Origin of the sequence: Chryseobacterium turcicum, assembly GCF_021010565.1 — a bacterium.
GTDB classification, from domain to species: domain Bacteria; phylum Bacteroidota; class Bacteroidia; order Flavobacteriales; family Weeksellaceae; genus Chryseobacterium; species Chryseobacterium turcicum.
The window spans coordinates 200,883-223,879 of record NZ_JAJNAY010000002.1; the positions used below are offsets into that span (position 1 = coordinate 200,883).

General features: G+C 32.2%; 26 protein-coding genes. 12 read left to right on the top strand and 14 right to left on the bottom strand.

Annotated elements, in window-relative coordinates:
- The first annotated feature begins 85 nt into the window (after window positions 1-85).
- A complete protein-coding gene (locus LO744_RS15650) occupies window positions 86-916 on the top strand; it encodes a sulfite exporter TauE/SafE family protein (RefSeq protein ID WP_230670993.1) in 831 nt (276 codons plus the stop codon).
- Entirely contained in the window at window positions 913-1,296 is a 384-nt protein-coding gene (locus tag LO744_RS15655) for a DUF1634 domain-containing protein (RefSeq protein WP_230670994.1), read from the top strand. Before LO744_RS15650 ends, LO744_RS15655 begins: the two co-directional genes overlap by 4 nt.
- 47 nt (window positions 1,297-1,343) lie before the next feature.
- Here LO744_RS15655 and gloA2 read toward each other — a convergent pair whose 3' ends face one another.
- Complete coding sequence (gene gloA2 / locus LO744_RS15660; protein ID WP_230670995.1) at window positions 1,344-1,721, bottom strand: SMU1112c/YaeR family gloxylase I-like metalloprotein; 378 nt, start codon at window positions 1,719-1,721, stop codon at window positions 1,344-1,346.
- 7 nt (window positions 1,722-1,728) lie between these two features.
- A complete protein-coding gene (locus LO744_RS15665) occupies window positions 1,729-2,166 on the bottom strand; it encodes a nuclear transport factor 2 family protein (RefSeq protein WP_230670996.1) in 438 nt (145 codons plus the stop codon).
- A 116-nt stretch (window positions 2,167-2,282) separates the two neighbouring features.
- On the opposite strand from LO744_RS15665, the gene LO744_RS15670 reads away from it, so the two are divergent.
- Window positions 2,283-3,365 carry an endonuclease/exonuclease/phosphatase family protein gene (locus LO744_RS15670; protein ID WP_230670998.1) on the top strand — a complete coding sequence of 361 codons (1,083 nt, stop codon included), beginning with the start codon at window positions 2,283-2,285 and terminating at the stop codon, window positions 3,363-3,365.
- 171 nt (window positions 3,366-3,536) lie between these two features.
- Here the strand turns inward: LO744_RS15670 and LO744_RS15675 are convergent, their stop codons facing one another.
- A complete protein-coding gene (locus LO744_RS15675; protein WP_230671000.1) occupies window positions 3,537-4,226 on the bottom strand; it encodes a phosphatase PAP2 family protein in 690 nt (229 codons plus the stop codon).
- 485 nt (window positions 4,227-4,711) lie between these two features.
- Here LO744_RS15675 and LO744_RS15680 point away from each other — a divergent pair, with 485 nt between their 5' ends.
- Window positions 4,712-5,134: a hypothetical protein gene (locus LO744_RS15680; protein ID WP_230671002.1), complete on the top strand. Its 423-nt coding sequence runs from the start codon at window positions 4,712-4,714 to the stop codon at window positions 5,132-5,134.
- Between the two features lie 47 nt (window positions 5,135-5,181).
- Here LO744_RS15680 and LO744_RS15685 read toward each other — a convergent pair whose 3' ends face one another.
- The 8 genes from LO744_RS15685 to LO744_RS15720 form a co-directional block, all read right to left on the bottom strand.
- On the bottom strand, window positions 5,182-5,343 hold the full coding sequence (locus LO744_RS15685) for a hypothetical protein (RefSeq protein ID WP_230671004.1): 162 nt from the start codon (window positions 5,341-5,343) through the stop codon (window positions 5,182-5,184).
- 1 nt (window position 5,344) lies between these two features.
- A complete protein-coding gene (locus tag LO744_RS15690; RefSeq protein ID WP_230672530.1) occupies window positions 5,345-6,400 on the bottom strand; it encodes a diphosphomevalonate/mevalonate 3,5-bisphosphate decarboxylase family protein in 1,056 nt (351 codons plus the stop codon).
- Window positions 6,400-7,113 (bottom strand): hypothetical protein, encoded by a 714-nt coding sequence (locus LO744_RS15695; protein WP_230671006.1) that lies wholly within the window; start codon window positions 7,111-7,113, stop codon window positions 6,400-6,402. Before LO744_RS15695 ends, LO744_RS15690 begins: the two co-directional genes overlap by 1 nt.
- Window positions 7,114-7,148: 35 nt before the next feature.
- The gene (locus LO744_RS15700; protein ID WP_230671007.1) at window positions 7,149-8,921 is read right to left on the bottom strand and encodes an AMP-dependent synthetase/ligase; all 1,773 of its coding nucleotides are present in this window, start codon (window positions 8,919-8,921) and stop codon (window positions 7,149-7,151) included.
- The gene (locus tag LO744_RS15705) at window positions 8,921-9,937 is read right to left on the bottom strand and encodes an NAD-dependent epimerase/dehydratase family protein (protein ID WP_230671009.1); all 1,017 of its coding nucleotides are present in this window, start codon (window positions 9,935-9,937) and stop codon (window positions 8,921-8,923) included. The genes LO744_RS15700 and LO744_RS15705 overlap by 1 nt, the downstream gene beginning before the upstream one ends.
- 405 nt (window positions 9,938-10,342) lie before the next feature.
- On the bottom strand, window positions 10,343-11,134 hold the full coding sequence (locus tag LO744_RS15710; RefSeq protein WP_230671011.1) for an alpha/beta fold hydrolase: 792 nt from the start codon (window positions 11,132-11,134) through the stop codon (window positions 10,343-10,345).
- Window positions 11,135-11,226: 92 nt separating this feature from the next.
- The gene (locus LO744_RS15715; RefSeq protein WP_230671013.1) at window positions 11,227-11,946 is read right to left on the bottom strand and encodes a pyridoxine 5'-phosphate synthase; all 720 of its coding nucleotides are present in this window, start codon (window positions 11,944-11,946) and stop codon (window positions 11,227-11,229) included.
- A gap of 259 nt (window positions 11,947-12,205) precedes the next feature.
- The gene (locus LO744_RS15720) at window positions 12,206-13,471 is read right to left on the bottom strand and encodes a mechanosensitive ion channel family protein (RefSeq protein ID WP_230671015.1); all 1,266 of its coding nucleotides are present in this window, start codon (window positions 13,469-13,471) and stop codon (window positions 12,206-12,208) included.
- Window positions 13,472-13,640: 169 nt separating this feature from the next.
- Here LO744_RS15720 and LO744_RS15725 point away from each other — a divergent pair, with 169 nt between their 5' ends.
- The 3 genes from LO744_RS15725 to LO744_RS15735 all read left to right on the top strand — a co-directional run bounded on the left by LO744_RS15725 (window position 13,641) and on the right by LO744_RS15735 (window position 15,859).
- Window positions 13,641-14,819, top strand: a complete 1,179-nt coding sequence (locus LO744_RS15725; protein WP_230671016.1) for a carboxypeptidase-like regulatory domain-containing protein — start codon at window positions 13,641-13,643, stop codon at window positions 14,817-14,819.
- 64 nt (window positions 14,820-14,883) lie between these two features.
- Window positions 14,884-15,375, top strand: a complete 492-nt coding sequence (locus LO744_RS15730) for a DUF456 domain-containing protein (protein WP_230671017.1) — start codon at window positions 14,884-14,886, stop codon at window positions 15,373-15,375.
- Window positions 15,376-15,379: 4 nt separating this feature from the next.
- Window positions 15,380-15,859 (top strand): hypothetical protein, encoded by a 480-nt coding sequence (locus LO744_RS15735; protein WP_230671018.1) that lies wholly within the window; start codon window positions 15,380-15,382, stop codon window positions 15,857-15,859.
- 8 nt (window positions 15,860-15,867) lie between these two features.
- Here the strand turns inward: LO744_RS15735 and LO744_RS15740 are convergent, their stop codons facing one another.
- Window positions 15,868-16,518, bottom strand: coding sequence for a uracil-DNA glycosylase (locus LO744_RS15740; RefSeq protein ID WP_230671019.1), 651 nt, complete (start codon window positions 16,516-16,518; stop codon window positions 15,868-15,870).
- A gap of 359 nt (window positions 16,519-16,877) precedes the next feature.
- On the opposite strand from LO744_RS15740, the gene LO744_RS15745 reads away from it, so the two are divergent.
- From LO744_RS15745 to LO744_RS15755, 3 genes are all read left to right on the top strand, one after another.
- A complete protein-coding gene (locus LO744_RS15745) occupies window positions 16,878-17,414 on the top strand; it encodes a YceI family protein (protein ID WP_230671020.1) in 537 nt (178 codons plus the stop codon).
- Between the two features lie 28 nt (window positions 17,415-17,442).
- Window positions 17,443-18,714 (top strand): hypothetical protein, encoded by a 1,272-nt coding sequence (locus tag LO744_RS15750; protein ID WP_230671021.1) that lies wholly within the window; start codon window positions 17,443-17,445, stop codon window positions 18,712-18,714.
- A 65-nt stretch (window positions 18,715-18,779) separates the two neighbouring features.
- A complete protein-coding gene (locus LO744_RS15755; RefSeq protein ID WP_230671023.1) occupies window positions 18,780-19,280 on the top strand; it encodes a hypothetical protein in 501 nt (166 codons plus the stop codon).
- A gap of 90 nt (window positions 19,281-19,370) precedes the next feature.
- On the opposite strand, the gene LO744_RS15760 is transcribed toward LO744_RS15755, so the two are convergent.
- Both LO744_RS15760 and LO744_RS15765 read right to left on the bottom strand, forming a co-directional pair.
- The gene (locus LO744_RS15760) at window positions 19,371-19,673 is read right to left on the bottom strand and encodes a hypothetical protein (RefSeq protein WP_230671025.1); all 303 of its coding nucleotides are present in this window, start codon (window positions 19,671-19,673) and stop codon (window positions 19,371-19,373) included.
- Window positions 19,674-19,681: 8 nt separating this feature from the next.
- Window positions 19,682-20,185: a GNAT family N-acetyltransferase gene (locus LO744_RS15765; protein ID WP_230671029.1), complete on the bottom strand. Its 504-nt coding sequence runs from the start codon at window positions 20,183-20,185 to the stop codon at window positions 19,682-19,684.
- Between the two features lie 148 nt (window positions 20,186-20,333).
- Between LO744_RS15765 and LO744_RS15770 the strand changes: the two genes are divergently transcribed.
- Complete coding sequence (locus tag LO744_RS15770; protein WP_230671032.1) at window positions 20,334-22,481, top strand: endonuclease MutS2; 2,148 nt, start codon at window positions 20,334-20,336, stop codon at window positions 22,479-22,481.
- Window positions 22,482-22,486: 5 nt separating this feature from the next.
- Window positions 22,487-22,978, top strand: a complete 492-nt coding sequence (locus LO744_RS15775) for a YcxB family protein (protein ID WP_230671034.1) — start codon at window positions 22,487-22,489, stop codon at window positions 22,976-22,978.
- Window positions 22,979-22,997: the final 19 nt, after the last annotated feature.

Consider the following 22,997-nt stretch of genomic DNA (forward strand, 5'->3'; position numbering starts at 1 on the left):
TCACTTTTATTTTTGCAAAAATACGGCAAAAAATAATCTTGAGTTAATGTTTGCCTGAAAACCGCAATAGTTTTATATTTGTAGCATGTCGGAGATTATTATTCTTTTTCTTGGCGCTATCTCAGCCGGCCTTTTAGGCTCACTCACAGGTTTGGGAGGTGGAGTTATCATTATCCCTTTATTAACGCTTGGTTTCGGTGTTCCTATGCATTATGCAATTGGTGCTTCGTTAATTTCGGTAATCGGAACTTCTTCCGGAGCCGCCGTTGCTTTTGTGAAAGAAGGCTTTACCAATATGAGAATCGGGATGTTTCTCGAGATTGCCACCACGGCAGGAGCAATTGTGGGAGCTTTGGTTTCAGGAATGTTGAATCCTAATACCATCGGGATTATCTTCGCAAGTATTCTTTTGCTTACTGTTATTTTAAATCTTAAAGGAAAACCCGACCATCAGGAACCTTTGATAAAAGGAAGTCTGGAAGATAAACTCAAACTCTACGGAACTTTTCCTGATAAAGGTGTTTTGAAAAGCTATGCAGCAAGAAATACCATTCCGGGATTTTTTATGATGATGTTTGCAGGAGCAATGTCTGGACTTTTAGGTATCGGTTCTGGTGCTCTGAAAGTTTTGGCAATGGATAATATGATGAGACTGCCTTTCAAAGTTTCTACAACCACCAGTAACTTTATGATTGGTGTAACTGCAGTGGCAAGTTCATTAATCTATTTCCAGAGAGGAGAAATCATTCCTGTTATTGTAGCGCCCGTTTTGGTGGGTGTTGTGGTTGGAAGTTTTATAGGGTCTAAAACTTTAATGGTTTCAAAAACAAAAAAGCTAAAGACATTTTTCGCAATTGTGATTACAATTCTTTCAGTTTATATGATGTATAACGGTATTAGAAGCAATTTCTCATGAGAAAAGATTTTACAGATGTTGATCTTAACCGTTCTGTTGGGAATCTCCTTCGTTTGGGTGTTATCTTATCGGTTGTCACATCGCTGATTGGTTTTATTAAACTTTTCATGGAAGGTTTTGAAATGCCCAGAAAATATAAGCTTCTCGATATGGGAACGTCTTCAGATAAAGTCTGGAGCCATTTTTGGGAAACACTTTGCAAAGGTGAAGGCATGGCCATTATTCAACTAGGAATTTTGATGCTTATTTTCACGCCTTTGATGAGGATTATTTTTGCACTAATCGGTTACCTTAAAGAAAAAGATTACGTTTATGTGATCATCTCTTCAATTGTTTTGGCAATTATGGCGATTAGCTTCTTTGCGGGTTATGCGCACTAATTATAAGTGATAAGTGATAAGTGATAAGTGATAATCTACGAATTATATTAATTTTCATAAAATTCTAAAGGTAAATCATCAGGATCCTGTGTAAAGAAAAACTCTTTTCCGGTAAACTCATCAATTCGGATATCTTCACAGTTTAATCCTTTTTGAATTAATTCTTCCCGTTTTTCATTGACATTTTCTACAGAGAAAGCTAAATGTCTTAAACCACAAGATTCTGGTCTTGAAGGGCGTTTTGGAGGATTTGGAAAAGAAAATAATTCAATCACATAATGTTCACCGATGGCTAAATTAAGCTTATAAGATTGTCTTTCTTCACGATAAACTTCACGGATAATATTTAAATCTAAAATTTCTGTATAAAATTTTTTCGAAACTTCGTAATCTGAGCAGATGATGGCAATATGATGAATTTTCATTTTTTAATTATTTATTACAGTTCGTTCTTCTTGTATCGATTAAATATTGAATTTTCCAGGTATTATTTTGTTTTACCAGCTGAAAACTATTGGCTCCACAATGCGAAAATTTCCCTTTGTAATAAAACTCATACGGTGTAAAAACGCTCGCCAGATTACCATCGATATGAATGGCTTCAAATCTAATCTTTTCATCTACATCATTCTTTGATAGTTTAGAAAAAGAAGATAAGAAATTTTGCAGTTTTTCTGTTTTTACCAAGTCATTTTTTGTTATGGTTTGTAAAATAGCATCCTCTGCAAAAACAGATTTTATCATGATAGTATCCGCATTTTTCATGCCTGTAAAAAGCTTTTCTACGCATTCTTTTATGGCATCATTTTCCGATTTTTGAGCAAAGCAAAAAGAACCTAAAAACAATAGTACGATATATAATTTTCTCATAATATGAGTTTTTAAAGCTTAAAATTAACAAATATTTGGTTCAACATCACTGTTTACATTAAAACTGGCACGAAATTACCTGAAAATATCTTATTTTTATTTATACCTTAAGAAATATGTGGGAAACTTACCTTATTATAAGCGCTTTATTATTGATATTAACAGTTTTACCAAAAATCCCAAGTTCACATTGGGTTTTTCGGTTTCCCGATTTTGGTAAAATTCAGATTACTTATTTTACAATCATCACATTTGCATTAGGTTTTATCATCGTAAAAACAGAGTATTTCTGGTATCTGCAAGGTTTATTGCTCTCCATGATTATTTATCACGGGATTACTTTAATTAAATATACTCCACTTTATAAAGTCAAAAAACATCCGCAAACTAGCAAGTCTTCAAAAAAATATCATTTTATTTCTGCCAATGTGTATCAGTTTAATACCGATTTTGAGAAATTTATTAGTCTCATCAATAAAAATAAGCCTGAGATATTTTTAACAATGGAAAGCAATGGCGACTGGGAAAAAGCATTGCAGGTTTTAGAAAAAGAGTATCCGTATCAACATAAAGTTACCCTTGAAAACACTTATGGAATGCATTTTTATTCTAAAATGAAAATTGAAGATTCAAAGACGCATTACTTTGTAGCCGATGATATTCCTAGTATTGAAGCACATTTGAAGACTGAAGATGGTTTTGAATTTGTCTTTTTTGGGGTACATCCACCACCACCAAGTCCGACTGAAGAAGAAACGTCAAAAGAAAGAGACGGCGATATCCTCAGCGTTGCCAAAAGAGTGACCGAAATCAAAAAGCCGGTGATTGTGGTGGGAGATTTCAACAATGTTGCATGGTCTAAATCATCTATTCTTTTCAAAAAAATAAGTCATTTGATAGACCCCAGAGTCGGGCACGCTTTTGTGTCTACTTTTCATGCAAAATATAAGCTTTTCAGGTTTCCTATTGACCTGATGTTTCACAGTGAAGATATCTTTATTAAAGATTTAAAAACCTTAGAAAATTTTGGTTCAGATCATCTTCCTGTTTATTGTGAATTTTTCATCGACCATCACAATGATGATCAGGAAGAGCGTGTAGAACAGGCAGATTCTGAAGAAATTGCTGAAGCAGAAGAAATGATTGAAGAAGGAAAAAAAGAAGATGGAGAGCGTGATGCAGTCGTAACTGAAGATTGATAATTAATCTTAGATAATATGAAAATAATTTGTCTCGCGGATTTAGCGGATTAAAAGCAGAGATATTAATCTGCTAAATCAGCAAAATCTGCGAGAATTATATAGAAAACGATTAAAAAAATCAAAAAGCAATCATACAGAATTAAATTAATAAAAACTTATCACAGACTCTTACTGAATCTGCTTCTTTTTACTTCTAAGGTAAATACTTCCTGTCAACATCACAAAGAGAACTCCAACGATAAATCCACCAATCACATCTGTAAACCAATGTGCACCCAAATAAATACGTGAAACAGCTCCCAAAACAATCATTACCGCACAAATTATTGAGATTATTATTTTCATATATAATTTTAAGATGCTCGAAGAAATAGCAATCACCATCAATGTTCCGAAAAAAGCTGTATAAAATAAAACATGACCACTGGGAAAGCTTTGGTAGTGCGTTTCTTCAACAATTCTTACAAAATCTGTTGTTGGTCTCGGGCGGTCAATTAATGTTTTTAAAACATAACTCACGCCACCAGATAAAAGACATGACAAAACAAAAAAACCTTCTCTGATGTATTTAAAGACAAAGAAAATAATCGAAAACGCAATCACCATAATAGCAGCGACATAAACCGTTCCCAACCAACTGAAACTTTTCATCAACGTATCCAAAAGTGCAGTTGGGTCTTCCTGTAATTCCTGAGAAACGAGAAGATCCCAGGATTTTGGAGATGAATCTATCACAGAAAAACTCAATAACATAAAAACAATGATAAAAAAAATAGAAAAACACAAGAAAAGCGTTTTTCTTTTATCTTTGAGGTAGATTGAAAAAGTGCTCAGAAACGCAATATTTTTGAATTTCATATTGGTGATAAATTTGAATTGTTTACAATTGAATTATCATTTGCTTTGCAAAATTGATGCTAAATATTTTAAATGCAATAAATTAACGTGGATTCAAAAGCAATTATTTAATTTTTAAATTGTTAATTGTGAAAACTTAATAATATGTGTCTTAACCTTAAAAACAATAAATTTAAATTTTTAAACGCAAAGATTTAGATAATATACCTCTGATTTTAAGGAGTAAAGAATGAATCAATAAAATTGATTTTATGAAGCTAGCTTAATCAGCGAATTGTCGCAACTCTTTGCTCCTAAAAATCAAGATTATTTTATATAAAAAACTTTGCGTGAAAAAGTATTATCTTCTATAGCTGAAAATCAATAATATCTAGTTTAAGTTAAATTATTCATTTTTATTAAAATAAAGCAAGTACATTTGAAACAGGAATACCATGATTTTCAAATCGATATCATATTAAAACATAAATTGGTTCTGATGTAATATGAAAAAACAAATTGCAAAAATAATAGGTTCAGGTTTGCTTATCAGCTTTTTGGTAGGAAGTCTTTTTATGATTGGATTTTTAATCATAATTGATATTCAAACTCCGAATCATTATGAAGATGGCAGACCAAAAATGAATTGTTTTGGAGGATTACAATACGGAATTGCAATAGGAATTCAAATACTGATAGCATTCATCAATTTATTTGCATTTTTAATCTTATTCAAACAAATCAGAAAAAACAAATACCTAGTTTTTATAACATTTTTTGCAGGATATTTTCTTTACCTACTCTTAATTTTCGCAAGTCTTTCGGAATTTTCGAATGAGGAATATGTTATCATTATTCCTTGGGTTAATTTTTTAGTCTGGATTTTTTATTACTTTAAACTAATAAAATTGATTAACAAAAATCAATGAAACTTTGCATAGACAAAAAAAGCGAACCAAAAGTCCGCTCTTATATTTTAAAAAGGCCAAAGATTTCGCCAATCCCAACCCCAATTGATGCTTCTGTTTCTTCCCCAAGCTCCAACAACTAAACCTTTATTGTAATTTACATTAAGGTAGATAAGTAACAAGAAACTAATCAATAAGCAAATTAGTAAAAGTCTTTTTTTCTTTTTCATTCTAAAATTTCATCACATCCTTCACTACTCCATTTTTCTGAGTATGTTGTAATAAATCTGATTCAATAAATGATTTTATTCGTTCCTCAGAACCGTCATTCGGGAATAAAAGATGAACATTTGCACCTGCATCCAATGTAAAGAATAATGGTAAATCTGTTTCTCTTCTGAAATCCCAAATTTTATTGATAACTTCCAAAGTTCCTGTTTTCATTAGAATAAATGCAGGGTCGCTCATCATCATCATCGCATGAAGCGTCAATGCTTCGTGCTCTACTAGTTTTATAAAATGTTGCATATCTCCGCTTTTCAGAATTTCTTTCATCGGAGTAAAATTTTCTCTAGCTTCCTGAAACCTTCTTTCCGCATACGGATTGGTATTCATCAAACCATGTCCAACGGTTGAAGAAACACTTTTCACTCCTTCATGAATCAGCAAAACCCAATCGTTAAAATCTTTAAAAATATCGTGAATTTCTGTATTGGGATATTGTACCGCAAACAAATCTGAACTTCCATTCACCTCATCAGATTCGCCCCAAACAACCAATCCGTTGTACAAACTTCTGCAAGCGCTTCCGCTTCCTAATCTTGCTAAAAAAGAAGCTTTTGTTAATGATTCTTCATCAGAATTTTTCCCAGAAAAAGTTTTGTCTAATTTCATCAGACATTTTGCAATCGCTCCAAATCCTGATGCAGAACTTGCAATTCCTGAACTGTGAGGAAATGTATTTTCTGTCTTGATGGTGTATTTCCCTTTTAAAATCCAAGGTAAATACTGCTCGATATTTTTAAAATATTTTTCAATTTTTTCAGCAAATTTCACTTCTTCATTTCCAGCTAAAAAAGTTTGAACAGAAAATGGTTCATTGGCTAAAAACTCTATTTCAGTATTTGTTTTACAATGATTCAACGTATAACTAATACTTGGATTTGCTGGAATCTGGTCTTTATATTTCCCCCAATATTTAATCAAAGCAATGTTTGAAGGACAGCTTTCTGAAACTGTTTTATTTTGTATCGTAAAATTTTCTTTTCCTAAAAAGTAATTCATAATTATTTCTCGTGCTTTTTAATATATTGATTAAGTGAAAATTGAACATAAATTATTCCTATAAAAAATGTCCAAAAAGAATTGATATTTATTCCTTTCAATTTTTCTACAATTTGTTTTCGTAAAGAAAAAATACAAACCAGAAAACACGTAACATAACCAATTTGTCCTAGCCAATACAAAATCATCAATATCTCATTTGAGCGAGAGAAAGATTCAAATAGGCTAATTAGACTTACATGAATACATGAAAGAAAAAATATTAATAGAATAATCCACACACTAAGTTTCGCATTGAATTTAATATCTTTTTTAATAAACCAATATGGAACAAACAGCCCAAAACTTAAAATTGAGTACACAATAAGAAGAAAAATATTTTCTCTTTTTATATCATTTTTAAGAATTTCAAATTTCAGTAAATAGGTGATAATTCCGTAGAAAATAAGTTTATAGCCGAATCCACCAACCAAACTCATCACAGGATACCATTTTCTAATTCCTGAAGAAGAATTAGAAACACTATAATCTACTATTAAATATTTAGTTACATAATATTGTAAAACATGACTTATAATAATAAAAACAAGGCCTATAAGTAAATAATAATTCACTTTTTCTGTTGAAATCTTCTTTGAAAAGTAAAGATAAAAAACAATAATGATAAGACTTAAAACAGGAAAATAGTTTAATAAATCTGGAATAATTTTTTCCATTATAAATTTTTTGTTTAAATAATCATCAATAAAATCTAATACATTTTCTCAATAACATCTGCATATTTCTTGAGCACGACGTTTCTTTTCACCTTCAGCGTCGGAGTTATTTCTCCGCTGCCAATTTCAAATTCGGAAGGCATTAAAGTAAATTTCTTTACCTTTTCAAAATCTGAAAGATGCTGTTGTATTTCGTTTATTTTTTCCTTGTAGAAATCTATTATTTCTTTCTTTACTACAAGTTCTGTCCAATTGGTAAATGGAATATTCTTTTTAGTAAGATAATCTTTCAGAAACTCAAAATTAGGAACAATTAAAGCCGAAACAAACTGTTTTCCTTCTGCAATCAAAACAATCTGCTGGATGAAATTATTATTCGTCAACAAATTTTCAATCATTTGCGGAGCAATATATTTCCCATTGGATGTTTTCATTAAATCTTTGATTCTATCAGTAATAAATAAATTACCTTTTTCGTCAAACTTTCCTGCATCACCGGTTTTAAACCAACCATCCTGAGTAAAAACTTTTTCGGTTTCTTCAGGTTTGTTGTAATAGCCTTTCATAATTCCGTTTCCTTTTGCCTGAATTTCGTCTTGTTCTCCAATACGAATTTCAACACCTGGTAAAGGTTTTCCACAACTTCCATGCTCAAACTGCGTGAACGGAAATGCCGTTAAAGTCGCGGTGGTTTCCGTAAGTCCATAACCTACCGTAATATGAATGTTTACCGATTCGAAAAACTGAGTAACTTCCGGTGACAAAGAAGCGCCACCACAAGGCATAAACCAAAGTCTACCGCCCATTTTTTCTTTAATCTTACTGTAAACCAGCAATTCTGCGAAAGTTTCTTTTATTTTTAATCCGAAAGGAATCTGTTTTTCAGTTCTTCTTAACTCTCCGGTTTGTTTGCCTATTTCTAAAGCCCAGTTAAATATTTTCTTTTTTAGAGATGAGCCTTCTTCTGCTTTTTCTAAAACTCCGGCATACACTTTTTGGAAAAACCTTGGCACCGCACACATCATCGTTGGCTTCACTTCTTCCAAAGCTTTGGCGATATTTTTTGGGTCTTCTAAAAAGTAAACTCTTGCTCCACCATACAAACAAAGCAAACTCCAGCTTCTTTCGAAAACGTGAGTTAAAGGTAAAAATGCCAATGAAAGCTCTTCTTCAAAGTTTTTAAACTTGAAAAATTCAAAATGAGAATCAAATGCTTTGATAAAATTTCCGTGCGTCAACATCACACCTTTTGGTGTTCCTGTTGTTCCGGAAGTATAAATAAGTGTTGCTAAATCATCTTCATTTTTAGGAATAATATCAAGCTCTAATGAAGATTTAGCAATAAAATCTTCAAGATAAAAACTGCTAAATTCTTTTTTAATCCAGATTGCTTTTTTAGCAACGATGATTGTTTTAAGGTGATTATCGTCGCTTTCTTTTTTCAAAATTTCAAGACAGCCATCATATTGTACTTGGTCTCCTACCAAAACAACTTTTGCATCAGAATCTTTCAGTATAAACTCTGCCTGCTCTGCATTGTTGGTAGAATAAATAGGAACCGTAACTGCCCCGATTGCTAGCGCTGCTAAATCAAAAATCATCCATTCTGCAGAGTTATCAGCATAAATGGCCACTTTATCATTTTCCTCAACCCCTGAATCTTTCAGTGCATTGGCTGTTTTAAAAACTATTTCGCCAAATTTTTTCCAGCTTAATTCTTTCCAGCCTTCCTTTTTTTTGAAACCGATTGCCGATTTTAAAGGATGCTTTTCTATATTTTTTTTAATAATTGCCTCTGCAAGATTCATTATTTGTTCTTCAGCTTTTTGTCGTTAATATAATTGTTGAGATGAAAATCAATGCTTTCATTTACCGAAATAAATTTAAAATCTAAAGTATCCTTAATTTTCTGATTAGAAATCACATTAAGAGATGAAACCGCCTCAATATTTGACTTTGTAGCCATTTTCAATTGCGGAACAATCCATCCGAAAAGAAAGTTGGCAATTCTGCCGATTTCCAAAGTACTTTTTGAAAGAATTTTCGCTTCTTTTAATCCTAATTTTGTTCTAATCTGCTTTCCAAGGTCTGCGTATTTTTTGTTTTCGGATACGATGATAAAACGTTCTCCGAAAGTATTGTTTTCCATCAGCTTGATTGAGATTTCAGCCACATCTCTTACGTCAACATAACTTGTTCCGCCTGAGAAAGTAAAACTATTGCTTTCAAAAGTTGGAAAAATATCTCCGCTGCTTTTGCCCCAATTTCCGGTTCCGATAATCATTCCGGGATTGATGATAATCGTGTTTAAACCTTCCGCAGAAGCTCTCCAGATTTCCATTTCAGAAAGATGTTTTGAAATGGCATACGCCGAATGCTCTTCTTTAGGATTAAAATCTGAATTTTCATCAAGTTCTCCTTTTTCATTGAATAAATCGAGCACTGCGATAGAACTTACATGAAGAAATTTCTTTACGGTAGAATTTTCACAGGCAAAAAGAAGATTTTCGGTTGCTTTAATATTGGTGTGATACATCTCTTTCTCATCTTTCGGATGAAAACTTACTTTTGCAGCACAATGGTAAACTTCGGTAATATCTTTTAAGGCAGATTCAACAGCATTGATATCGTCGAAATCAACATCAACCCACTCTATTTTATTGAAAAAATCATCTGGATTTTCGGTATAAAACTGATAAGAATGTTTTACTTCATTGATGTTACTTGAAGGTCTTTTTGCGGCACGTACTTTTTTACCTTTTTTCAAAAGCTTTAAAACGATAACTCTGCCTAAAATTCCTGTTGCTCCTGTTACAAAAACCATGAATTTGATTCTAATTGATGACCTTCTAAATTTAGTCGATATTATTTTTATAAAAATTGATTTGCGTTAAATTTCAACAGAAAAACAATTTCTGCAAATTTGCAACTTTTTAAGTCAAAACTCATTAGATTTTCATAATTATTAAGGTTATCTAAAACCATAAAAAAAGGAAACCTACGTGCTAAGTTCCCTTTCTTATATAAATCTGTTAAATATGAATTCTTTGTTAAAAACCAATCATCAATTTAAACATCCACATCAAATTTGAAAATTAAACTAAAAAATAATCTATCATAAACAAATATATTTATTAATTTAACAAATCCAATATACAACAAAACAGTGTACAATATTCAAAAATAAAATAATTGGGAAAATTTTAACATTCACAAATAAACAAAACGTTTAATTATTGATGTTTAAAAAACCTTTTACTGCTATTGCAAAATCAACAGGATTATCTGCCTGCACCCAATGCGCTGCATTTTTAATTTTCACAAACTGAGCTTTTGGAAACTGCTGTTTGATTGAAAACTCATCCTGTGGTAAAATGTAATTTGATTTTTCTCCTGCAATGAATAATGTTTCACCTTGGAAAACGCCATACTTAATCGCATTAGAAACAAATTGATTGTATTTTTCTGAAAGTGTTTTCAAATTAAATCTCCAATTAAGTTTCTTTTTATCACCAACTTCTTCCCAATACAAATTTTTAGCTAAAAACTGAATTGTAGATTTTTCCGGAATATATTGAGTTAAAACTGCTTCAACATCATTTCTAGAACTTACCGTATTAAAATCTACTGTTTCAAGAGCTTTGATAATTCCCTGATGATGCGGAGGGTAAGCTTTAGGAGAAATATCCACAACGATTAATTTTTCTACTTTTTCAGGATAATTAATTGCAAACTGCATCACTGCCTTTCCTCCCAGAGAATGTCCCAAAACATGAGCTTTTTCGATGCCATAATGATTCATATAATTGGCAATATCATCTGCCAAATCATCATGCGACATCTCTTCAGAATGAAAGCTTCTGCCGTGATTTCTTAAATCAATTAAATGAACCTGTAAAAACTCACCTAATTCTTTCCCGAAACTCCCCCAATTATCAAGCATTCCAAATAAACCGTGAAATACTAAGAGAGGTGTTGACGACAAGTTTTCGCCAAATATTTTTGAATGTAAAATTTCCATATTTTTTTTTAAGATTTTAGAAGTTAGATATTAGAAACTAGTAAAACAGTCTGCAATACTAATTTCTAATATCTAACCTCTAGTTTCTAATTCTACCATTTTGCTAATCTCTTCAAATACGCCTGTACCGTATTTTCCATTCCCATATATAACGCTTCTGAAACCAAAGCATGACCTATAGAAACCTCTAAAAGATTGGGAATATTATCTGCAAAATATTTTAAATTTTCTAAACTTAAATCGTGACCCGCATTAATGCCTAAACCAAATTTCTCAGCTTCAACTGCCGTTTCAACATATAATTTAATGGCTTCTTCTTTATTTTCAGAATATTTTGAAGCGTAAGCTTCTGTGTACAGTTCAATTCTGTCGGCTCCGGTTTCCGCGGCAAATTTTACCATTTCAGGATTTGGGTCTAAGAAAATTGAAGTTCTGATTCCTGCATTTTTAAATTCTGCAATGACAGATTTCAGAAAATCCATATTTTTTTCGCAATCCCAACCGGCATTTGAAGTAATAGCATCATCAGCATCAGGAACTAAAGTTACCTGTTCCGGTTTTACTTCCAAAACCATATCAATAAACTCTCTGTGCGGATTTCCTTCAATATTAAATTCTGTATGAACGATAGGCTTTAAATCGTACACATCTTTTCTTGTAATATGTCTTTCGTCAGGTCTTGGGTGAATAGTAATCCCATGCGCACCAAACTCCTGGATTTTAATTGCCGCTTCCGTTACGCTTGGTGTTTCCGCACCTCTTGCGTTTCTGATAGTTGCAATTTTATTAATGTTTACACTTAGTTTTGTCATTGTATTATTGAAGTTTGAGGTTTTAAATCAGAGTTTCAAATAGATTAAATAAAACTCAAAATTTGAGTCCTTCATTAATTAAAGTACAAAAATAAAAAAACCACTCGAAAGTGGCTTTATAAATTTTTTTTTTAATTTCCTGTGAGTGCAAGTCTCAATACCAGAATAACGATGTTTACAGTATATTTTTTAATCGCAGCATGGTTATTATTAAGCCTAAAATTAACCTTAACAATGTTTAATTCCACATTCAAAATATTTATTTTGGCAATCCTAATTGCATAATCTGAAGATCAAATTCTTTTGAGGCAACCAGTAAATGATCAAAAACGTCTGCCTGAATCTGCTCAAAACGCTGCCAATTTGAATCGTTGGTAAAGCAATAAATTTCCATTGGAAGCCCTTGTGTTGTAATTTCCAACTGACGAACCATAATGGTGCTTTCTTTATCGATTTCAGGATCATTTTCAAGATACTTTTGAGCATAATATCTAAAAACTCCCACATTGGTAAGCTGTCTTCCGTTAATTATTTTGTCTTTATGCTGTATTGATTCTTTTTCCTGATTAATTTCAGAAATTTTATCATTCAGATAATCTGCTATAAGATTAATTTCTTTTAGACGTTCAATTTCTTCATTATTCAAAAATTTAAACGAATTGATATTAAAGAAAATAGATTTTTTAATTCTTCGGGTATTAGACTCAGACATTACCTGAAGATTTTTAATCTCAGTCGTCAACAAATCGTATGTTGGAATTGAAGAAATTGTTTTGTCGAAATTAGCAATTTTCGTGGTTAATAAGCTGATATCTAAAATATTTCCTTCAATATTATATTTAGGAATTCCGATCCAGTCGCCTACTTTCAAGCTTTTTGAGGTAGCAACGTGAATTCCGGTTACAAAACCTAAAATTGTATCTCTGAAAACTAAGACCAAAACTGCCGTTATTGCCCCTAAACTTCCAACAATTGTAGTTCCTTTAATCCCAAAAACCACACAGATACTTACAATGGTAAATATAAAAATCCCTAAAATCTTTACCGTTTCAGAAATCGCATTAATGGCCATTACCTTGTAAAAATCCTGTTGTATGGTAAAGTAGTTTCTGAATGCCGCCAAAGAGCGATATAACATTCCTGCAAGAATCATAACCAGTCCTAAATTTACTGATCTGATAATGAAAACCGTTGTCTGTTTTAAAGCTCCCACAAAAATAGATTCGTGCATAGAACCTACAATAACCAAAGCCGTAAAATGCGCTACCGAATTTGTTATTCTAGACTGATAAATTGATTTTAAAATAGGAAATCTATTTTCATTTCTAAAAAAACGGAATATATAATTGATGATGATTTTAAAAATAAAATCCAGCAATAAAAAAATTGCTACCAATAAACTCAATTTAACGATAAGATGAAACACCCAATCGAGCCCTGAAGGAGAAATTTTACTGATGTAAATGTAAAGTTGCTCACTTATGTCCTGAAAAAAACTCTTGGTATCTTTTATTTCGTCTTTCATTTATAACAAATTTAATAAAATTAAGATGTATTGCAACCCTAATCAAATAAGAGTTTTCAACAAAATTAATCAAACATAAATAATAATTACATAAAAATAAATCAATAATAAAATCAAATTAATAATAAAATTGTTAATTTAGTACTATAAACCATAAAAACTATATCTTATGAAAAACCTCAATTTATTATTGATTTTCATCATTCTCTTATCATTTGGATCGTGTCGATCAGATTCTGAAACCCCCACCGAAGTTAAAGTCGACAATACCGTAAAAACCGGTAAACTTTCAGGAAAAGTAATGTCCCAAAATGGTACCAAACCTATTGGAGGCGCATCAATTTTCACATTTGATGACAAATACAAGATTTATCACACCATTTCAGATTCTGATGGTAACTTTACCTTAGAAGCTCCCGTTGGAAACCAAACCATCCATATCCAAACTGGTAATGGTAGTAATTTCCGTACCGAAATTGCAACTACAGTAAAAAATAATGAAACCGTCAACCTGAACGCCAACCAAACAAAACTAAATCAGGTTGCCAAAATAGCGTATCTAAAAGGATCGTATGACAAAATTGAAGACATTATTCAGAATTTAGGTTATAATGCTACTTTAATTACCAATGCAGATCTTGCTAACATCAATACCATTGCTCAGTATGATATTATTTTTCTGAATTGTGGCTCTAGAAATTACAGCGCAAACCAATCACTTTATCCTGCAATTGACGCTAATTTGGCTATTTTTGTAGCAAATGGCGGAAGTATTTATGCTTCAGACTGGGATGTTTCCTATTTGGTAGGAGGAACAGATTACACAAGTAATTGTTCACCTGCGGGCGGATTTGTTCCCGATACAAAACTATGCTCAACAGACACAGGTTCTTCAGGAATTATTCCAGCAACGGTAAACAATGCAGGATTATCAACTGCTTTAGGATTTAATACTTTAAATATCGATTTTGATTTAGGTGCTTGGCAAAAAATCACCAACTACGATCCTGCTTATTGGGAAGTTTTGGTTAAAGAAACCTCATCAAACAGTCCTTTAATGATTAGAACCAATCATTTTACAGCAACCGGAATTCCGACAACTCCAATTGGAAATGCTCCGAATTCTACGTTTACTACCGTTTGTATTACTCTTCCGGGAAATATTCAAATCAGTATTTCTGTTCCTACGATTACAGTTCCTTACTTGGTCGCTTTAGGCGCAACAGTGGGACCTTGTTCCGGGCCAACAAACAGTGGATATATCTACTATACAAGTTTCCACAATCATGCTACAGGAAACATTGGTAATGCAGGAGTAATTTTACAGTACGTAATTTTAAATCTTTAAGAATCGGCTCAAAAATTGATACCTAAAAAGTGGCTGCAAAGTCACTTTTTTTATTGCAACAAATATGGATCATTCTTTAATTTCGTTTTTAAGTATTGTTTTACTTATCCTAGGAATCTTAGGAACTTTTTTACCGGTTTTACCTGGGCTTGTTTTAAGTCTTGCAGGATTATTAATTTATAAATACGGAACAGATTCTGACCTTTCAATTCTTTACATTTGGGCATTCGTTATTCTGACTCTTGCTTCGGCAGTTTTGAATTATGTAATACCAGCAAAAACCAACAGAAAATATGGCGGAACACGTTGGGGAAGCATAGGTTCAATTATAGGAACCATCGTAGGTTTATTTTTACCAATTCCTCTAGGATTTCTGGTAGGAATGTTTGCCGGAGTTTTCATTGGTGAACTTCTGCATGACAGAAAAGACATCAATAAAGCATTAAAATCAACAAAAGGTGCTTTTATAGGATTTATTTATGGAACAGGATTTAGTTTAGTGGTAGGAATTGCAATGCTTTTAGTTGTAATTTTGGATATTATTAATGTCATATAAAGAAATGTATAAAAATATAATCGTAGGTTTGAGCTTTATCAGCTTAATACACTGTAATGCGCAGAAAGAAACCACAAAACAAACGGCACCCAAGCAAGCAACGATTGTGAATGAAACACCACTAAAAAAAGAAGGCAATATTATCTATTTCCGTGAAGGCGAAAATAAATTTTTGCCAGAATTCCAAATGAATGTTACTTTCAAAGGTATTGCAGAAGACAGCCGTTGTCCTGAAGGAACTCAGTGCGTTTGGGCAGGAGTTGCCGTTGCGAATGTTGAATTCATGAGCACCACAAGCAGACCCATGATTTTACAATTATCAACCGCAGAAGTTAAAGGTAAAGATTACCACAAAACGCAATCTTTTAACGGGTATACTATTTCTTTAAAGGAAATCACCCCTTACCCAACATCACAAAAGGGTGCAAAACCTCTTTCGGGAATGTATAAAATAGGAATTGAAATAAGCAAAGAAAATAATTAAAAAAAATATTACCAAGAAATTAACTCCTTACCTTTCGAAGCCAGATATTCATTAATTTTCGAAAAAGGTTTACTTCCATAAAAACCTCGGTATACCGAAAAAGGTGATGGATGCGCAGATTTTAAAATAAAATGTTTAGCCGGATTGATTAATTCGGCTTTTTTTTGTGCAAAAGCTCCCCATAAAACGAAAACCACATTTTCTTTTTTATCAGAAATTTCTTTAATGATGAAATTTGTAAATTTTTCCCAACCTAAATCTTTATGAGAGTTTGGGGAATGCGCACGAACGGTCAACGTTGCATTCAACAATAAAACACCTTGCTTTGCCCAATCATCTAATTCTTTTGAAGCACGCTCTACTCCTACATCATCTTTTAATTCTGTAAAAATATTTTTAAGCGATGGCGGAGCTTTAACCTGCTCTGAAACAGAAAAACACAAACCATTTGCCTGAAAATCGTTATGATAAGGATCTTGCCCAATAATCACCACTTTTACATTTTCAAAAGCCGTTAAATCCAATGCTCTGAAAATTTGATTTTTTGGAGGAAAAACTTTTTCTGTTGCATATTCATGCTCTACTTTTCCCCAAAGTTTGGTAAAATATTCTGTGCTCTTTATAGATACTAAAGTTTCTTCCCAAGTTGACATATCCATACTGTATAATCCTTTTCAAAGATATTAAACTTCTACCTATTTCACTTAATAAATTAACGATTCAAGCTAAAACTGACAAGAAAATTTCACTGACTTTCATCACAAAAATATACCCAACATTTCACATGATTTATTTTTTTCACAAAGAAACGCCAATAATACTAACTAACATTCGTTAGGTTAATTTCATTCAAATAAAATTCATAATTATTATTTAAAACTATTGATTAATATTCAAGCATTCAAAAACACAAGATTATTATCATATCAAAATATTAGCAATAATTAAACAGTAATTCGACCTTTACAACACGAAAAACGATATACATTTAATAAAATAATCAATAATTTTTAAGAATATGAGAAATTTAAGAACATTCTTGAATGCAACAATTGTATGTGCAACTTTACTAATTTCACAATCAGCAATAGCTCAAAAAATAAATCAAAAATCGACATCGGTCATTATTAATGGAACCTCTTCACTTCATGATTGGGAAATGACCGGATCATCGGCTACTTTCTCAGGAACTGTAAATGGAACTGCCATTTCAAATGCAACTTTTAGCATTCCTGTAAAAAATCTGTCGAGCACAAAAGGTAAAATGATGAATAATAAAGCCTACGCTGCTCTAAAAGCTGACAAGGCTCCCAACATTACTTTTACAGCAACATCAATTCCGGTTGGGAAAAGCAATCTTAATGGAAAAATGACCATCGCAGGAGTTTCAAAAAATGTAACCTTTCCTGTAACGGTAGTAAAAAATGCAAACACGTACACCATCAACGGAACAGAAACCCTAAAACTGTCAGACTTCGGAATGGAAAGACCAGGATTTATGGGAGTAAAAACAGGAGATGTAGTCACCGTAAAAGTGAATATTGTAGCAGAATAATTTTAAATAAACTAAAAAAATAAACAGTATGAAATCAACGACTATAAAAATCGGTTTACTAAGCGCAATGATGCTTACAGGTACCGTCAATGCTCAGCAATTTCCACTAGATAATCTAAAACCAAGAGATCAGCGAGGAATGAATATGTTTGAAAATCCGAAAGATTCTATCACTACTTTTGAAAAACTAAAAGTAAGAGTAGGTGGAGCTTTTGCCTTACAATTTCAAGGTTTAAAACACGAAAGCGGAGCCGATCAAAATAATGCAGCAACACAATTGTACGATATTGGAAATAACTTTAACCTACCTACAGCCAACTTAGATTTAGATGTTGCTTTGTATGATGGTATTAATTTACATTTAAGAACCTTCCTGTCTTCAAGACACCATAATGAAACTTATGTAAAAGGCGGATATATTCAGATTGATAAATTAGATTTCATTCAGAAAGATTTTTTAAGTGATTTTATGAAGCATGCGACCATTAAATTCGGTCATGATGAGATTAATTACGGTGATGTACACTTCAGAAGAAGCGATAATGCTTATACCACACAAAACCCGTTTGTAGGAAATTATTTGATGGATGCTTATGCTACAATGATTTTCGCAGAATTATACTACCAAAGAGATGGTTTCATCGGAATGGGTGGGGTTACCAACGGAAGACTTAATCAGAATGCAACAGGAGGAACGAGCCCGTCAGTGTATGCTAAATTAGGATATGATAAACAACTTAATAATGATTTACGAGTTCGTTTAACAGGATCAGTTTACAATGCTGCAGACACGCAAAGACTTGATTTTTATGATGGCGATAGAGCCGGATCAAGATATTATTTTGTGATGGAAAATGCCGCAGCAACATCTTCTGGAAACTTCAGATCAGGGCAGGTGGTACCGGATTTTAAAAACAAAACAACTTCATTTATGATTAACCCTTTCGTGAGATATAAAGGTCTTGAGTTTTTTGGAACTTTTGAAAGCGCATCAGGAAGAAATTTTCTGGAAACAGAAAGAAGAACCTGGAATCAGTACGCTGCTGAAGTTTTATACAGATTCGGGAATGAAGATAATCTTTATTTTGGCGGAAGATACAACTTGGTAAAAGGTGAGTTGGCAACCGGAAACAAAGTAGATATTACACGATATAATATTGGCGGAGGCTGGTTTATGACTAAAAACATTCTTGCCAAAGCAGAATACGTCAACCAACAATACAACGGCTATCCTACAACAAGTATCTTAAATGATGGTGGTTTCAGCGGTTTTGTTTTGGAAGCAGCCATTTCATTCTAGATTTCATAACCAAAATTGGGGAAATGAATTGATGAATTATTTCCCTGATTTTAAAAACCAGAATTATGAAAACCCTACTCTATATGGTTCTGTTTTTTTTCGGAATTTTTATTTCAGCCCAAAGAAATTTCGTTCAGATTAACGGAAATACCAATATCAACAGCTTCAAATGTGTTAATAATTCTTTTAAAATATCAAATTTAGCAACCAATTTAAGCAATAAACAACTTCCAAATCTCAGTTTAAAGGTAGATGATTTTGATTGTCATCATAAAATGATGACCTCAGATTTTAAAAAGACGCTTTCTGCAGAAGAACATCCTTATTTAAATATAAAATTCTTGAATATTGATAAAAACAAAGACATTTACAATACTCAAATTGAAGTAAGAATGATGGACAGAACTAAAATCTACAACATCACTTTATGTCTCGACAAAGGCAAACTTACAGGAAAAAGAAATGTGAAATTCAGTGACTTCAATATAAAACCTCCAAAAAAAATGGGCGGAATGATTGTTGTAAAAGACGATCTGAATTTAATTTTCACACTAGATGCAAGTTAAAAAAAACATTCTATTACTATTTTTATACTTTCAATTAATTTAAATCGGTTAATATTGAGAAGGTCTGTTGCTTTTGCGACAGGCTTTTTGCTATTGAATCGTTTTTAATTTTAAGCAACTGTCTTTGCCAAAAGTTATATAATACAAACCTAAAAAAGGATTTCTTCCGCTCAGATTATAACGGCGAATTTCGTCTTTCCCAATTGTAAAATTAATTTTATTGGAACCGCACCAATCAATCTTAGCTCTTAATTCATATTCTCCGGGTTCAACTTCAAACTCTTTAGATTCCCCATCTCTTAGTGATCCAATTTTTTCATTTCCTAAATAAATCTCTATAGACCGTATTAAGTTTGAAAATTCCGTGGTACGGTTGATGATTATTTTTGCCATTCTATTAATTATTTCTTCAATTTAAAAATCAAATTCTCAGGAAAACCATCATCAATCCTCCCCTCTTCCAAAATAAAATGATGTTTTAAAAGAAGTGATTTTGAATTTTCATTAAACTTATTGGTAAACGCAAGAATTTCGTTTAAATTTAATTCATTAAAACCAAAATTTAAAACTGATTGTAGAGCTTCAGACATTATTCCTTTTCTATGATAATCAGGTAGTAATTCATAACCAACCTCAGCTCCCTTTCGGTCTTCAGAAAATCGGTATAAACAAATCGTTCCAATAAGATTTGTTTGATTTTTTAAAGAAATACCCCAATAATATGTTTCTTTGTTTTCTACTCTCTTTTTAATTGTCAAAATAAAATCCAGTGCATCATAATTTGTTTTTGGCGGAATTCTTTTTACAAACTGATTGGTAATTTTATTACCTCGAATTTTTAAAATATCATCAACGTTGTTTTCGTCAATAGATTTTAGAATTAATCTTTCGGTTTCTAGTTTCATATTTCAAATGTAATAAAACTTTCAACCACAAAAGTCACAAAAGTTTTAAGCGAAAATAAAGGGAAATAAAAAGTTCACAAAAAATAAAAATCAAACACATTTTCAAATTTCCAAATTAACTCATTTCCAAATTAATTACCTTTGCACTGTGTATATAAATAAAGAAGATTTAGACGAATTAGAGTTTCCGCAATTGCTCGCGGAAATTGCTCCTTTTGCATATTCTCCGAAAACGAGAGATAAAATACTTCAACTTCGTCCGATGAATATTGACGAGGCTGAAATTTCATTGAAAAAAAACTCAGAATATTTATCAAGTTTTGAAAGCTCAAACGCGATTCCGTTTAACGAATATGAAGATATTGAAACTGAACTAAAAGTAATGCTGATCGAGAATTATCGATTAGAAAATGTAGCTTTTATTAAAATAAAAACGCTAACGGAACAAATCGGAAAACTTCAAAAGTTTTTCCCCACAATGCCTGAAACGTTTCCCAATCTGATTCAGGATGTTTCGGCATTAGAATTTAGAAAAGAAATTATTGATAAAGTTGACAAAGTTTTTAACCGTTTTGGAGAAGTAAAAAGTGAAGCTTCCCCGATTTTGAAAGAGTTGAGAACAGAAATGCAACACGCTAAAAAAGCGATTACAGAAAATTTCAACAGAGCTTTATTCAATTACGGGCAAAGCGAATTTCTAGATGATATTCGCGAAACGATTATTGATGACCAAAGAGTTTTAGCGGTAAAATCTGCCTACAAAAAAAGAGTGGCAGGAAGAGTTTTAGGACTTTCAAAAACAGGTTCTATTACGTATATGCAGCCTGATTCTGTGGTAAAACATTACTTTAAGCTAAAAGAAAGTCAGGAAGAAGAGAAAAAGGAAATTGATAAAATCCTGAGAAAACTAACGGCAGAATTGGCAGAATTCCAACCGCAGCTTTGGAGATATCAAATGTATATTTTTGATCTTGATTTAACGAGAGCGAAAGCCAAATTTGCAGAATTAATCAATGGAATTCTACCGAAAATAAACCGTCACAGAACGTTGAAATTACGAGAAGCTTTCCACCCTTTGTTGTGGCTAAGAAATAAAGCTGAAAATAAAACTATTTTTTCTCAAACACTTTCTTTAACAGATCAAAACAGAATTATCTGTATTTCGGGACCGAATGCTGGAGGAAAATCAATTACGCTGAAAACCGTAGGATTACTTCAATTGATGATCCAGAGTGGAATTTTGGTTCCAACGCACCCAAAATCTGAGATGTTTTTCTTTGATAAAATCATGACTGACATTGGTGATAATCAATCGATTGAAAATCATCTTTCGACTTATTCGTCAAGATTAAAGAAAATGGGCGGAATCATTCGTGAAGCCGACGCCAATACGCTTTTACTGATTGACGAATTCGGAACTGGTTCTGATCCTGAATTGGGCGGTGCTTTGGCAGAAAGTTTCCTTGAATTTTTCTACGATAAAAAGAGTTTTGCAATTATTACAACGCATTACACCAATATCAAATTGGTTGTAGAGGAGCTTCCAAATGCTGAAAATGCGGCCATGCTGTTTAATGAAGAAACTTTGGAACCGATGTACAAACTGGAAGTCGGACAAGCCGGAAGTTCATTTACTTTTGAAGTTGCGGAGAAGAATAAAATTCCAAGATTTATCATTCATTCTGCCAAGAAAAAAGTGGAACATGATATTGTAAATTTAGATAAAACCATCGTTAAGCTTCAACAGGAAAAATACGAAGTTGAAAAACTGAAAACGGATCTTGCCGAAAGAAAAGAGTCTGTGGAAGATAAACGTGATAATTTGCAAAAACTGAATGAACAACTTCAGCAAAAGCTATTCAATTTTCAGAAATTGTATGAAGATGAACATCGTAAACTACAATTTGGAGCTAAAATCGAAGGGTTTATCGACAGCTATGTAAAAGGCAAATCGAGAAAAGATGTAGTGAAAGATTTCGTAAAGATTTTAGAACAGGAAAAGTTCAGAAAAATCGGAGCTGACAAAGATGAAAGCAAACGACTTCAAGTGGTAAAAAGAAAAATCACACAACAACTGAAGAAAGAAGATGTCATCGAAAAAATTACTGAAACCAACGAAAAAATCGAGGAAAAACGTAAAGAGGACCGCGCTGTATGGATGAAAGAAGGACAACGTGTAAGAATTACGGGAAGCACGAGTGTGGGGACGATTGAAAAAATTTCGAGAAATAAAGTGACCGTCAATTATGGTACTTTTAAGACCACGATTGATGCTGACCAATTAGAAAGAATTTAAAGAGAATGATGACAGTAAAAACTCATATCACATTTAAAGATTATCTGAATTTTAATATTAAAAATTCATTATCAAGGATTATTATTTTTTCTTCCATCTTATTGGTGTTTTTTGGCTTGAACTTATTTACTGTAGAATCTGATGCAAAAGAACTTCTAAAATCTGCATCGCTTTGGTTTGCTCTTGTGTTTGTTTTTCTTGTTGCAAGGGGATATTTTCGCTTGAAGAGAGCGTTTTATTCCAACAAAAAAATTCAGGAAGAGATTACTTATACTTTTACTGATGAAAAAATTCATACAAAAGGCGATACTTTCGATGGCGATTTTACATGGAATACCATTTACCGAGTAAAGGAAAATAAAGATTGGTTTTTCATCTATCAAAGCAAAATGACGATGAATATGGTTCCTAAAAAATATTTTACCAATCATCAGATTGTAGAACTTAGAAATTTCATTAAAAAAAATAATGTAAAAGCTAAACTGAGGAATGATTAAAAAATCATTTTAATATAAA